The 13,743-nt window shown below is 41.4% G+C and carries 10 protein-coding genes; 6 read left to right on the top strand and 4 right to left on the bottom strand.

Features of this window, described 5'->3' with window-relative positions; genetic code table 11:
* Positions 1–69 precede the first annotated feature (69 nt).
* Positions 70–1,248, top strand: coding sequence for an N-6 DNA methylase (locus tag VGE44_RS12435; RefSeq protein ID WP_331079514.1), 1,179 nt, complete (start codon positions 70–72; stop codon positions 1,246–1,248).
* Between the two features lie 408 nt (positions 1,249–1,656).
* On the opposite strand, the gene VGE44_RS12430 is transcribed toward VGE44_RS12435, so the two are convergent.
* On the bottom strand, positions 1,657–1,899 hold the full coding sequence (locus VGE44_RS12430) for a helix-turn-helix transcriptional regulator (RefSeq protein ID WP_331079512.1): 243 nt from the start codon (positions 1,897–1,899) through the stop codon (positions 1,657–1,659).
* 335 nt (positions 1,900–2,234) lie between these two features.
* Here VGE44_RS12430 and VGE44_RS12425 point away from each other — a divergent pair, with 335 nt between their 5' ends.
* The 4 genes from VGE44_RS12425 to VGE44_RS12410 all read left to right on the top strand — a co-directional run bounded on the left by VGE44_RS12425 (position 2,235) and on the right by VGE44_RS12410 (position 8,725).
* On the top strand, positions 2,235–2,558 hold the full coding sequence (locus tag VGE44_RS12425) for a hypothetical protein (protein ID WP_331079510.1): 324 nt from the start codon (positions 2,235–2,237) through the stop codon (positions 2,556–2,558).
* Between the two features lie 119 nt (positions 2,559–2,677).
* Positions 2,678–3,982, top strand: coding sequence for a TlpA family protein disulfide reductase (locus VGE44_RS12420; protein WP_331079508.1), 1,305 nt, complete (start codon positions 2,678–2,680; stop codon positions 3,980–3,982).
* A gap of 104 nt (positions 3,983–4,086) precedes the next feature.
* Positions 4,087–7,272: a SusC/RagA family TonB-linked outer membrane protein gene (locus VGE44_RS12415; protein WP_331079506.1), complete on the top strand. Its 3,186-nt coding sequence runs from the start codon at positions 4,087–4,089 to the stop codon at positions 7,270–7,272.
* 76 nt (positions 7,273–7,348) lie between these two features.
* Positions 7,349–8,725, top strand: coding sequence for a RagB/SusD family nutrient uptake outer membrane protein (locus VGE44_RS12410; protein ID WP_331079504.1), 1,377 nt, complete (start codon positions 7,349–7,351; stop codon positions 8,723–8,725).
* A gap of 555 nt (positions 8,726–9,280) precedes the next feature.
* Here VGE44_RS12410 and VGE44_RS12405 read toward each other — a convergent pair.
* The 3 genes from VGE44_RS12405 to VGE44_RS12395 form a co-directional block, all read right to left on the bottom strand.
* Positions 9,281–9,547, bottom strand: a complete 267-nt coding sequence (locus VGE44_RS12405; protein WP_331079502.1) for a hypothetical protein — start codon at positions 9,545–9,547, stop codon at positions 9,281–9,283.
* Positions 9,548–9,671: 124 nt separating this feature from the next.
* Complete coding sequence (locus VGE44_RS12400) at positions 9,672–10,106, bottom strand: MauE/DoxX family redox-associated membrane protein (protein WP_331079500.1); 435 nt, start codon at positions 10,104–10,106, stop codon at positions 9,672–9,674.
* Between the two features lie 62 nt (positions 10,107–10,168).
* The gene (locus tag VGE44_RS12395) at positions 10,169–10,384 is read right to left on the bottom strand and encodes a helix-turn-helix domain-containing protein (RefSeq protein WP_331079498.1); all 216 of its coding nucleotides are present in this window, start codon (positions 10,382–10,384) and stop codon (positions 10,169–10,171) included.
* A 292-nt stretch (positions 10,385–10,676) separates the two neighbouring features.
* On the opposite strand from VGE44_RS12395, the gene VGE44_RS12390 reads away from it, so the two are divergent.
* Positions 10,677–13,472: a thiopeptide-type bacteriocin biosynthesis protein gene (locus VGE44_RS12390; protein WP_331079496.1), complete on the top strand. Its 2,796-nt coding sequence runs from the start codon at positions 10,677–10,679 to the stop codon at positions 13,470–13,472.
* The last annotated feature ends 271 nt before the right edge of the window (positions 13,473–13,743 follow it).

Below are 13,743 nucleotides of genomic sequence, written 5' to 3'. Positions count from 1 at the left end.
AAGAAGTTCAGGAGTGAAAGTATTCTCAAAGCAAACATTTACCACATTTCTAATTATTTAAGCTAAAGCATGGACCTTCTCGGCAGATATTATACAAACGATATAGTTTCTACACTATTAATAAATTCTTTAGATACTATTATCGCTACAAGTGTTCTTGATTTAGGCATTGGTAACGCATCTCTCACCAAAGCTGCTTATGAGCGTTGGAATGATGCTATTTTCTATGCCACGGAGATAGAGGAGAATAAAGTTAAACACATAGAAGAAAACTTATCCTTTGTAAGAATCTCGCAACATAACTCTTTAAAATCAAACGTAAAGCAAAGGCTTAAAATTAATATGGGGTCTATTGATGTAGCTGTTTGCAACCCCCCCTATTTGAAAATTGAAAAATGCAGTAACTATAAGAAACTCTTCAAAGACGCAAATATTGAAGAATGCTACAAAATAAGAGAGCTGACCTCTGAGATAATATTTTTCGCGCATAATATGACCTTCCTTAAGGCTAAAGGAGAGTTGGGTATTATTGTTTCTGACAGCCTAATCACTGGTAAGGAATACCGTATTTTCAGAGAAACTATTCTAACTAATTTCGACATAAAGACAGTAATTCAGCTTCCAGACAAGATTTTTCCAAATACTGAAGCACGTACGCATATAATCGTTTTAAGCAAATCAACTTCTGACCGTAAAACATGCAGACTATTGTTAGCTGACTTCAAAGGCGAGTATGAGAAGTGTTTAGTTGTGCAAAAGTCAAAATTAGTTGAACGGATGGATTTCCAATTTTGGGAATATCAACTTATAGAAAAGCAAAATGAGGTTACGTTAGAAGCTCTAGGAGGTCGAGTTTATCGAGGACGTTTTTCTGCTATTGAACTTAGAAAGGGTAGACACCCTTATTTTCATTCCACTAGCTTCAAAAATTACAGTAAATACTGTGAATTCCCTGAAAAAATGCCGGAAGAATATTCAACTTTTACTGCAAAAAAAGGCGATATTCTGATGTGTAGGGTTGGAAAAAGATGTGTAGGTAAATTGGCTATGGTTACTAGTGGAGAAATACTTATAAGCGACTGTATATATAGAATTTCAGTTCCAGAACATTACAGGTTAAAGGTATGGGAGGCTTTAAACTCAGATCTTGGTAAAGCATGGATTGATGCATATGCTCATGGAGTATGCGCGAGGGTGGTAAGTAAATGTGATTTAATGAATTTCCCAATTGCTAAATTATGGAAATAGATATATTCCTTGATCGGTTGAATTGGAAGGAGAACGTACTTAAAGTAATTTTTCTTTAACACATATTTTGTCTCCTTATTTAGAACTAGATCGATTTAGTCATCCTGGTTATATAAATTGGGGTGCTTTATTATTTTTACCCATAGTGTAAGCTGGCTTATTAACTTCCTATCTTTCTACACCCTTCATGAATAGTATCCAATTTTTATGCCGGGTATTTGATTAGGTTACTGAGACGATAAATTCTTCTCAGAGTAACTTTAAGAAAGATGATTTGCTATATTTTTTAGAGGGACTGGAAGAATTAATTCATGGAGTTTACACTCTTAATAAAAAACGAGAGGAAGAAAAGGGGTTACATCAGTATTCTTGTAATCCTAAAGATAGTTTTATTAGGTTGCTAACTACCTATAATGATTTCTCGGGTAAAAAATCTCTTGGAGATAGGTCAAAGTAATCAGCTAACAAATTTATATGACTTAGGTTATATTTTGCTGGGTGTTTTGTACTCTCAACATTGGTGATATAAGTTCTACTTACGCCAATTATATTTCCAATTTCTTCTTGGCTTACCTTCTTCTCATCGCGAAGCTTTCTTACGAAATCAATTACATATTGATCAATTAATGATATTTCTTTCGAGCCTTCCATTTCTTGAACTAATTAATGGAAGAATTGCATTTATTTATGACACACTATTGTGACATAATGTTTTTATTCTTATATTAGTTATTAAATAGAATTAAATGAATTTGATATAATTTATTTTAGCGGACTTCATAATAACTAATTGAAGCATTCGCACTTAGAGTCTCGTCTAGGAAACTGGTAATTTCAAAAGGGAACGAGAGGATAAGTGAAATGCTCACGCCTAGGCGTGGGCTCACTTATTTGTTCCCGGGTATACCAGTACCTCTAGGCAATAGGTGGGTTCCACGCCTTATTTTTGGCATCCGCTTAAAGACTCATAGTAATACCAAACAGCTATGAGTGCAAAAACTAACAAACCATCCAAAACCCCCGAAACCGCCTTTCGTAGTCTTAAATACTTCTGCGCTGTCTATAGCTTTTGCTCCGCTAATGTACAGCTCAACCGTGCACTCAGCACAATCATCAGCGGTAACTATTCAGGTATGACTTATTCAGAAAGAGCAGAGCTGTTCGATTACTTTATGGCTTTGGAAGATCTGATGCCGGCCTTGTATGAATTGCTGGAGCATCTGGATAAGCCGATAGGGGATGAGGGTACGTACAGGGATGAGGTATCGGCGAAGGATATGTATGCCTCGTTTAAGAGGCATCCGGAGTGACCGGGTCCCGGCGTACGCCGGGACCGCCGCAATGAAAGAGGCATTCGCACAATGACAGGTTCCTTATTAGGGCTGTCATCCCGGCGGACGCCGGGACTTAAACAATTAAAATAAACCACATGAAAAAAACGATACAATTCATCGTCCTGGCCGCGCTTTGCTTTTTTTTAAGCAGTGCCGCTCAGGCTCAGACCAAGCCCCTGAAGATCGGGGATCAGGTGCCTGATATTACCATTAACAACATCATTAATTATGAAAGCAGCAGTGCAAAACTTTCTGATTTTAAGGGGAAACTGCTAATCCTGGATTTTTGGGCAACCTGGTGCGGAGCATGCCTCAATGCCATGCCCTTAACTGACAGTTTGCAACATGCTTTTGATGGAAAGGTTCAATTTTTTCCGGTCACCTACCAGACTGAAAAGGAAGTGCGCCCGACCATCCAGAAATTAGAACAAAGTAAAAGCCTCCGGATTTTTACGGCCCTTGAAAATAAGGAACTCAGTCGATTATTCCCCCATACTACACTCCCGCATTATGTATGGATAGGCCCGGATGGAACATTGAAAGCCATCACCGGAACCGAAGCGCTGAATGCCGGAAATATCCGTGCCTTGCTTGCTCAGAATGAAGTGAAAATACGTGAGAAAAAGGATGTCAGAATAGCTTATAATCCTAAAGAACCTCTTTTTGTGAATAATAATGGGGGAGATGGACTTAATATTCGATACCGTACTGTTTTTAGCGGTTATGTAGACGGTCTTCGTTCGGGAACAAGTACTTATAAGACGGATACCGGAAGTACCTTCCGCGTTACTACCCTTAACCAGCCGCTGATTAATCTGTTCAGGTTGGCTTATAGCGATCAGGGCTTTCTGCCTACTAACCGTATTGTTGTATCGGTAACAGACAGTACCCTGATCAATTCCAGAAAGACAGGCGCTGAATACCTCGACTGGCTGAAAGATAGGGGATATTGCTATGAGCTGACTGTTCCGCTTTCCAGGGAGAAGCAGGTATTTGAGATCATACAGGCAGACATACGAAGGTTTTTCCCGCAGTATTCGGCCAATATGGAAAAACAGGATAGCCCCTGCCTGGCTTTGGTCAGAACCTCCCTTACTGATAAATTGAAAAGTAAGGGTGGCAGCTCGTACACAGAATTCAATGCTTTCGGCTGTACTCTTCAGAATTTTCCGCTTCAGCGCCTGATCGATCAGCTGAATGTGCACTATATGCAGGGAATACCTACCCCCATAGTTGATCAAACCGGCTATACCGGATGGGTCGACCTGCGGATCAATGCAGCGCTGAATTCCATTGTTGAATTGAACACTGAACTGGCCAAATATGATCTGCAACTGGTGGAAAAAAGAATTCCTGTCGAAAAACTGGTCATCAGGGATCAAAGGCTGACAGGGTTTTGAACCCTGTCAGCCTTTGGATCAGAGGGTTTTGAACCCTTTATTAAAACATGAACTCAAGGCAGACAGGGTTTTTGAACCCTGTCTGCCTTATTAAATACATGAATATGAAAAAAATTATAGTTTATAGTATTCTCATGCTGATTACCGCACTAAGCTGTGCGGCTCAGATCCGGATCAACGGCAGGGTGCTCTCTGTGGATGGAGAGCCGTTAATAGGAGCAACCATAAAAATTAAGGATCATGCAACAGCAGTCCTCGCCGGCGATGAAGGAAAATTCAGTATTGCTGTAAACAGTTCGGAACCCAGTCTGATTATTTCCTTTATCGGGTACAGAACCCTAGAAAGAAAGCTCATACTACCATTAACGGAAGAACTGATCATCAGGCTTGATAAGGAATCTGGCGCCCTTGATGAAGTACTGATATCTACCGGCTACCAGACTATTCCAAAGGAACGGGCTTCGGGTTCCTTTGTTCAGGTAGATAAGCAGCAAATCAACCGCAGGGTAAGTACAGATGTATTAAGCCGGCTCGAAGATATGGTACCGGGATTGACACTTAACCGGAAAGGAGCCAGTCAGATCAGTATCAGGGGGCAGAGTACGCTTTATTCGAATGCAGAACCGCTCATTGTGATTGATAATTTTCCCTATGAAGGGGATCTGGCAAATATTAACCCGAATGATGTAGAAAGCATTACCATCCTTAAAGATGCAGCGGCCGCTTCGATCTGGGGTGCACGGGCCGGTAATGGGGTTATTGTAATTACTACCAGCAAAGGCAGGTTTCAGCAGCCAGCAAAATTAACCTTCAATTCCAATATAACAGCAGGTGATAAACCGGATCTGTTTTATCAGCCAAGAATCTCATCGGCCGATTTCATTGGGGTCGAGCAAATGCTTTTTAATAAAGGCTATTACCTTTCAGCTGAATCTTCACTAAATAAAACGCCCTTAACACCTGTAGTTGATCTGCTCATCGCCAAACGCGATGGACTCATCTCTGGCGCAGAGGCTGATTCAAGGATCGAGGCTTTGAAGAACATAGATGTTCGCCGGGATATTGATCGTTACATGTACCGTAATTCCCTCAACCAGCAGCATTCATTAAACCTGAGCGGTGGAACGGAGAACCAGACCTTTTTTGTTTCGGCCGGTTATGACCGAAACCTGCAAAACCTGGTGGCCAACAGTTACGGCAGACTTTCACTCAATGGCTCCAATACTTACCGCTTCCTAAAGCAGAAGCTTCAACTGACAACCGGAATTTACTATATCCAAAGCAAACAGGTTTTGAATAATGCCGGCCCGGGCAGTATGATGATGGATCTCGCTAGTCCGGTGTATCCCTATGCCAGGCTGGCCGATGATCAGGGAAATCCATTGTCTGTGATCAGGGATTACAGAGCAGGCTATGTTCAAAATGCAGCAGTGCAGGTGCCCGGCCTGCTGGACTGGACATACAGCCCGATCCGGGAAATCGAACTGGGGGATAATAAGATCAATGGTATTGATTATCGCATTAACGCAAACCTTCAGTACAAACTTCCCGCGGGCTTCGATGCTTCCCTTCTTTACCAATATGGAAAAACCATTGATAACAGCAGGAACCTTCAGGGTATTGATACTTATTATACCCGGAACCTGATCAATTCCCTGACATCGGTAGTCAGCCCTGGAACCCTGGTTCGACCTGTTCCTGTCGCAGGTATTCTGGATTTGAATACGATGAATGCGCAAAGCCATAATCTCAGGGCTCAGCTGAACTATAACAGGGTTTGGAAAGATATGCACCGAATCACGGCTTTAGCCGGTGCTGAAGTTCAGGACAGAAGTATGATCAGCAATTCATCACGTCTGTACGGCTATGATGATCTTCATGCAAGTTCGCTGCCTGTTGATCATATTACACCCTTTACCACATTATTTAATCCAAACCGGACTTCCACCATACCGGCTGCCGGACAAATGAGCGAGCTGACAGACCGCTACCTGTCATGGTATATGAACGGCGCTTATACCCTTAAGAATAAATATACTCTTACAGCCAGCGGCCGTTTTGATAAATCAAATCTTTTTGGAGTACGCACCAATCAGAGGGGAGTACCTTTATGGTCCGCAGGTCTGGCTTATAACCTCAGCGATGAAAGCTTTTACAAGATTTCATATTTGCCTTATCTGAAACTCCGGCTCAGCTATGGGTATAACGGAAACGTAAACCGATCTTTGTCGGCTTATACCACCGCCCGTTATGTCTCCGCTGCTTTTCTTACCCGGATTCCTTATGCATCCGTCAGCAATCCTCCCAATCCGGAACTGCGCTGGGAGCGTATCAAAATGGTCAACGCCGGTATTGATTTTTCATCGGCAGGAAATGTTCTTAGCGGGAGTATTGATTTTTTCAACAAGAAAGGATTTGACCTGATCGGTGAAACACCCTTTCCACCTTCTTCAGGCATTACCCGTTTCAGGGGTAATACGGCTGGCATCCGTGGGAACGGTATCGATATAGCCCTGAACAGCAGAAATATTGATCGTAAATTCAAATGGTACAGCCATGCAGTATTCGGCTTCTCATGTGATGAGGTGACTGATTATCGCTATACCTCATCCGCTATAAATTACGCTCAGAGTTCAGACGGACTTCCCTTTCCCGGAAACCCCATTTATGGCATGTATAGCTATCCCTGGGGTGGATTATCTGCTATGGGCGATCCGCAGGGATATTTAGGCGGAACGATAAGCACAGATTATGCACAGATCATTTCTAAAACTTCTGCACAGGAGCTGGTATTTCATGGACCATCGAGGCCAGCCTATTCGGGTGCCTTAAGAAATACCCTGGAATGGAAGGGCATTAGTTTATCTGCTAATATCAGCTACAGGCTGGGCTATTATTTCAGGAGAGCATCGGTCAATTATACTTCCCTTCTTCGGGGAATCTATAGTCATGGTGATTATGCTTTTCGATGGCAGAAATCCGGAGATGAACAATTCACTTCCATACCTTCAATTCCGGCAGCTGTAAACAGCAATCGCGATCAGCTCTACCTGTATTCCGAAGCATTGGTTGAAAAGGGCGATCACATCCGCCTGCAGGATATCAATTTAAGCTATGAGCTTACCAGAGCGAAGTTTCCGAAACTCCCCTTTTCTAATGCAAAGCTGTATATCTATGCCAATAATCTGGGCTTGATTTGGCAAGCCAATAAGTCCGGATTAGACCCTGATTATCAGTCAGGCCCGCCACCAAGAACCATTGCCGCAGGCCTGATAGTAGACTTTAAATAAATAATTTCAAATGAACCTCGATCTCCCCCCTTTCCTTTGGAGAGGGGCCGGGGGTGAGGCCCTAAACATAATAACCATGAAAACCCTAAACCTATCAAAACTCCTCCTGCTCTTCCTCAGTAGTTTCCTTATATCCTGTGATAAAGAATACCTGGAAAAGATCAATGATAAATCCCTGCTGGTACCATCTGCCATCGCCGATTTCCAGGCTCTGCTGGATGATAATAATAATGTCATGAACCTGAGTCCCTGGATTGGGGAGCTCAGTTCTGATAATTTCTATGCGGCGGATGCAGGATATCTGGCGTGGAATACTGAACTGGAACGATCAGCTTATACCTGGTCCACAAACCCGAATTCCACAGGAAATGTGTCTGACTGGAATAATGCTTACAGGCAGATATTTAATACAAACATCGTGCTGGATGGTCTGCCCGGATTAAAAGGCAGGGCTACGGAAACTGAGATCAAAAATCTGCGTGGCAGCGCCCTGTTTTACCGCGGCTATGCCTTATACAATCTGTCACAGATTTTTGCTGCACCTTATGATGCGGCTATAGCCGACAGTGAGCCAGGTATTCCGGTACGTTTAAGTGCGGATGTTAATCTGCGGCCAGGCAGAGGCACACTTACTGAAACCTATCAGCAGATATTGATAGATATTAAGGAGGCAGCTGAATTACTCCCGGAACAAGTAGCCTATAAAAGCAGACCCTCACAGGCAGCTGCTATTGCACTGCTGGCAAGAATTACTCTCAGCATGCGTAACTATGAGGATGCATTAAAATATGCTGATCAATGCCTTGCAATTCATAATACTCTGATCGATTATAATACACTGAAATTAAGTGCTGCCAGGGCATTTCCGGTACTCTTGCCAAATGGAAATGCAGAGGTGATTTACTACTCAATTATGCCTCCGCTTTCTTTCTTTTCATCTTCCCTGACTTATGTGGATAGCCTTCTTTATAAGAGCTATAGTTCAAATGATCTGCGAAAAAATGCATTCTTCTTAAGCAGGGGAACTAATAAATTTTCCTTCAGGGGTAGTTATACCGGCAGAACTGAATTATTCTCAGGACTTGCAACTGATGAGCTGTATCTGATTCGGGCAGAATGCCTGGCAAGAAAAGGTAATACGCAGGCAGCATTGAGCGATCTCAATACCCTTCTTTCCAAACGATGGAAGAGCGGCACTTATATACCCTTTACGGCTACATCCTCTGATGAAGCTTTAAACCTTGTATTCACTGAACGAAGAAAGGAGCTGCTGATCAGGGGCTTGAGGTGGAGCGATTTGAGAAGACTAAATACTGAATCACGTTTTGCTGTGACACTACAACGGAAAATAAATAGTCAGACCTATAGCCTCCCAGCGCAAGACAAACGGTATGTTTTACTAATCCCGGATGAAGAAGTTACAGCCACAGGCATTGCCCAGAATGCAAGGTGATATTTGAAAATAAACAAGAAACTCCGTTGTCTTGCGGAGTTTCTTTGTTTTAGTAAGATCAAATTTCATCCTGTTTGGTTTTTGCAATCGATTCCAAATCATGGGATATATAGCCCACTTATAGCCCTGAGTACTGCCACAATATTATTAACAGTATCTTAGGCATCATGCCATCGAATAAACCATAATTACCTTTTTTTGCGGCATTGGACTGGGCGGTAAATACAGCCTCTGCCAAAGCACTTACTTACAAAGCCCTGTACGCAGCCGTTGATGGATGAACATTCATAAACCATTAACGTTAAATTTCGTACCCTTCCAATCTCAATAAAGAAAATTAATATTAAATGAATAAGGATTTCCTGAGCGCAGGGATGAAAGAACGGCGGGCCGGGTGTTTTGCCCTTGGCGGTGGGAGCTTCGTTCTTTCTTGAATTTTTGGTGACTTTTGTTTCAAGACAAAAGTTACAAATTGTTGGTTAAAATTAGGTACAATTTGAAAAGCCATCAATTGCTTTTAGCTTGAGCTGTAAGCAACTGATGACTTTTGTGATCTTATTGCAATGTATAAACCCCATTATCCGAAGTAATCACCATTCCACTTGTGCTCTGGTTTGGATCCTGCGGAAAAGTGGCTTTACAAATTTCACTTGAAGGCTCACAGGCATACTGTTCTTCAGTTGCCGGCGTAACAAGGATCCAGCTACCATCACTTAAACGTGCGTACTCCTGATCTAAATTCCTGCTGGCTACTTCCTGTGAACCAAGAGCGAATATCAGACCGACTGCTGCGGCTATTAAGCCAAAATTTACTTTTTTCATGTTTAATTTTTTTAATCCCGCCTTTGCGGGGATATAATTGCCTACTCTGTTATTTAGGTTTTCGGCTTCCCCATTTTTATTGCTTTTTACCATTAAGTATCTAAATGAAATCAATGGTTACTATTCAGAAGTCCTTTCTCATATTCCTCCTTTCTTTAACAGAATAAAACGTTGCATAGAGCGCTAAGGCAAGGAAACATAGGTTAAAAGCTAAATGTGTTTCCCAACTCATGCTTTTTAATATACCTCCACAGCTACAGGGGATGCGGTTGAAAACAGAACTGATTACCAGTGTAATGTAAATACTGAACGAAATTAAAAGTAGGGAGGATAGAATCAGACCATATAACTTTGTACGGGAATAAATTAGCAGACCAGCTGTAAACAGTTCAGAAAAGGGCACAAGCCATACCAGAATCTTTTCAAGCCATGGAGGCATCGGCTGACTTAACATTTCCCCCAGGCTTTTGTCAAAATCAAGCAGTTTACTTAAGCCGGCATAAACCCAAAGGAAAATAAGAAGACCTGAAATAATTGAAACCAACCGGTAATTGTTCATCTGATAGAAATTTAATGCTGTAAAGAAAAAATACTAAAGCATTAAAAAATCAGCCTTTACTCTTACAATTCATTTTTCTTAATCAGTACGTATTTCTGCAATGAACGCGAATACTGGATTTTATGCCCATCTTCCCTGAGTTCGTTTAACCAGATGGTAATGGTTCCTTCCGTGCAATCGAATAACCGCGCAGCCTGTCTTCTGGAAATAAATCTGCCCTTTTCAAGCATTTCCAAAATTCTGATCAAGTTTTGCTGATGGGAACGATAGGAATTCATTTCATTTTTATTTAAGCCTGCCGAGTCGGGGGCACAAAAGCAATGTCATTATTTAAGGATTTCGATCCTGACGGATTCAGGATCTCCTCCATTATTAAAAAAAATGCATTGTCATCCGATATGTATCGGATCTGGCGAAGGCCAGAACCTCCTGCCCACTATAATTTCCCCATTTAAATCAAATCGTAAAGTTTATTTACACCAACATGCCATTCTGCTTGATGAACAGGCTGTAATAAACATTGATGCGAAGGGTGGGGGATAAGCTTGTTATTATTTTGGGGTACCAATTATGAACTATGATCTCAATAGCCGGATAATTCTCCGGGTACCTCGTTTTCCTGTTAATAATGCAAGCCAGACACTTGATGAACTACTGCAGAATCCGGTCTTTAGGGATGCACTTTATTTGGCAAGTGATGCCATGTCGGATGAACTGAAGCGCTGTGATTTCCAGCTAAGCCAGTGCACTGAAAAAATGAAGCTTTCGCTGATGAAATACCATAAACGCATCTGCTACAGGCCGACACCTTTTGGGGCATTTGCTGCCCTGGCTCTTATCAAATTGAAAGAAAGTAAAGATTCCGGAATACTGATAAACCAGCAATCATTTCAAACACTAGTTGTAGAAAAGGATATCCTTAAGACCTCAGTAAATTTTTCAAGTGGAAAATGCTATCGCATAAATCCATTTATATATCCATACGGCACTGATTTCAGAATTCTCAGAAAGATCGAAAATGCTAAGCTAAGCACTTTTAGTATTTCAGAGATCTTTGGCTCTGATGCGATAATAAATCTGTTGTCAGGAAAACAGATCATCAGCCAAAGTTCTCTATTTGAATTACTTCAGAAGAGTGGTGTGGTTATGGATGATTTAGCCTGGTACTTAAACGAATTACTTGAATTGCAAATCATATTACCCCATCAACCCGGAAACAGGAATTTTCCATGTCCATTAATTCCGGAACATAAAATGAAACCTGGCTCTGCTTACGACTCTTATTGCAGCGTTTCAGTCGATGGTACGCTCCCAATGGGCCTGAAGGAACAAGTTCATGATGCATTATTTTGCATTGAAAAGTTGAGCAGTCAGGCCGAACTTGAGACCCTGACAAATTTTAAGAGGCGTTTTAAAAAACTCTTTGACAGGAAAGAAGTCCCCCTCTTACAAGCACTTGATCCTGAACTCGGAATTGATTATGAAGGGTTGTCTATGCCGGTAAGTGAAAAAGGAAAAATACAAGATAGCATCCCCTGGTCGCCACTGCATGAACTACTGCTTGGGAAATGGACTTCGCAAACCGGTACGGCATTCCCACGCATAGAGATCCTTGAAGATGATCTGAAAGCGCTGGATAATTCGCAAAAAAATTATCCTCCCGCTTATTCCATGATGTTTTCAGTGATTGGTGAGCATCTGCAAATTAAGGCAGCAGGAGGGGTCAGCAGTTTGAATATGATCGGGCGTTTTACTGTTATTGATCCGGACATTTTAAAGTTTGGCCGTGCCCTCGCTAAAAAAGAAATGGAAATGAATCCTGATGTATTATTTGCAGAGATTACACATCTCGATAGTGTTAAAAATGCAAGTGTAATTAACAGGGCAGTGTTATATGACTACCAGATTCCTTTTTTTGAAAGTCCGGAGGTGAGCGATGATTATGTGATCAGTCTGAACGATCTGTACCTAACATTGGTAGATGATGGTCTCCAATTATGGTCAGTACGGCTTAAAAAGCGGATCATACCTCGATTTAGCTGTGCATACAATTACCAGAACAGTCCGCTTCCTGTCTTTCGGTTTCTGTGCGATTTACAGCATGAAGGATTCATCCCGAATCTGAATTTCAGTATGGCTGATTTGTTTCCGGGTTTGCCTGCTTACCCCAGAGTTATTTATAAAGGATTAATCCTTGAAGCGGCCTCATGGCACCTGAATGCAAAGAATCTTTCAGGAATGAAGCATTTAGATCAGCCAGGCCAATTCGCTGCATTCAATTCGTATGCAATGCAAATTGGCCTTCCTGATGAAATTTGTTATGAAGTTCATGATCATTTGCTTCATTTAAAGCTGTCAAGCAGCATGGATGTAAGCTTACTGCTAAATACAATTCCCTCGTCGGGAAGGATCGTTTTTAGGGAATATGATAACAGACTGGAGACTTTGGTTAAAGACAAACAGGGGAATTCCTATACCCATGAGTGTATTGCCTTTATAACAAACCTGGAAAAGTCCTATTCTGCTTTTCCGGAACCACTTTTTCCGGATTCTGCTTATAAAGACAAACTTTTCCCTTTCGACGAATGGCTCTATATTAAGCTGTATTTGCATCCCTCCGGATATGAGGATCTTTTGCTGAATTACATCCAGCCATTTATTTCCGAAAATACAAGGAAAGGGAATATCTCTACCTGGTTTTTCATCAGTTATCTGGATGAAGAATCCCATTTAAGGCTTCGCCTGAAACAAATGCCGGGGAGGGAGGCAAAGCTTTTGAAATCTTATAGAAAACTAGAAAATATCCTCAGGTATTTACCCAACCTGAAAAAACTTGACTTGTCCACCTACATCAGGGAACAGGAAAGATACAACCCCATAGGTATTGAACCAGCTGAGGACCTGTTTGGTTTAAGCAGTGAAATAGTTTTATCAGGCCTTGACCTGCCTTTTATGGATGATCCGAAAAGGGAAAGGTTGTTTCAGGCCATAAGGCACTTATTAATGGTTTTTAAGGGCCTAAAGTTTGATTTATCGTTGGTGCATAGACTTTCAATGAACTTCAGCAGGCACTTAACTAAAAATCAAACAATTGAATTCGATTTAGAATTCAGGGAAGATCAAAGAGACTTAAGGTCTTTCCTGAAGGATAATAGTGAAATGAGAGAGCTTGAGAAGCAGTATGTGAACAAAATAGGTATGGTGACACACACGCTAAGCATAAATGAACAGATTCAGGTGATAACTGACCTCAATCACATGCACCTTAACCGGCATTATCTGCACGATCAGCAATTCTTTGAAGCTAAAAGCTATTATTTCCTCGCCAAAATTGCCCGATCGATGATTAATTATCAGGGTGTTTGAACTATAAATGACATTCTTTGGTGAATTAAATGATGGGGGCTGGTAAAGTATTTTTCTTCGATCACCTTTGGACAATCTCATTATATAACGGCGTTTTTTTGAACACATTAATATGTAGGAGGTTCTCGCTTTCGTGGCTGTTGCACAACTCGGTTTCTAACCTCTGAAACTTCCGATTTAAACTGTAAGATGGGTCAGAATTTTTCTTAATATATTGATTAAATCTGCGTTTTTGCGTATTTTAGCCTATGCAGGGAAAGAAAATCAAACA

Source organism: Daejeonella sp. (assembly GCF_036405355.1).
GTDB lineage: Bacteria > Bacteroidota > Bacteroidia > Sphingobacteriales > Sphingobacteriaceae > Daejeonella.
The sequence above is the reverse complement of the archived record's forward strand: the minus strand, read 5'-3'. Positions and strand labels throughout refer to the sequence as shown.

Coding starts and splice junctions, on each gene's coding strand:
- VGE44_RS12435 (WP_331079514.1), top strand. CDS start 70: ATGGACCTTCTCGGCAGATATTATACAAACGATATAGTTTCTACACTA.
- VGE44_RS12430 (WP_331079512.1), bottom strand. CDS start 1,899: ATGGAAGGCTCGAAAGAAATATCATTAATTGATCAATATGTAATTGAT.
- VGE44_RS12425 (WP_331079510.1), top strand. CDS start 2,235: ATGAGTGCAAAAACTAACAAACCATCCAAAACCCCCGAAACCGCCTTT.
- VGE44_RS12420 (WP_331079508.1), top strand. CDS start 2,678: ATGAAAAAAACGATACAATTCATCGTCCTGGCCGCGCTTTGCTTTTTT.
- VGE44_RS12415 (WP_331079506.1), top strand. CDS start 4,087: ATGAAAAAAATTATAGTTTATAGTATTCTCATGCTGATTACCGCACTA.
- VGE44_RS12410 (WP_331079504.1), top strand. CDS start 7,349: ATGAAAACCCTAAACCTATCAAAACTCCTCCTGCTCTTCCTCAGTAGT.
- VGE44_RS12405 (WP_331079502.1), bottom strand. CDS start 9,547: ATGAAAAAAGTAAATTTTGGCTTAATAGCCGCAGCAGTCGGTCTGATA.
- VGE44_RS12400 (WP_331079500.1), bottom strand. CDS start 10,106: ATGAACAATTACCGGTTGGTTTCAATTATTTCAGGTCTTCTTATTTTC.
- VGE44_RS12395 (WP_331079498.1), bottom strand. CDS start 10,384: ATGAATTCCTATCGTTCCCATCAGCAAAACTTGATCAGAATTTTGGAA.
- VGE44_RS12390 (WP_331079496.1), top strand. CDS start 10,677: ATGAACTATGATCTCAATAGCCGGATAATTCTCCGGGTACCTCGTTTT.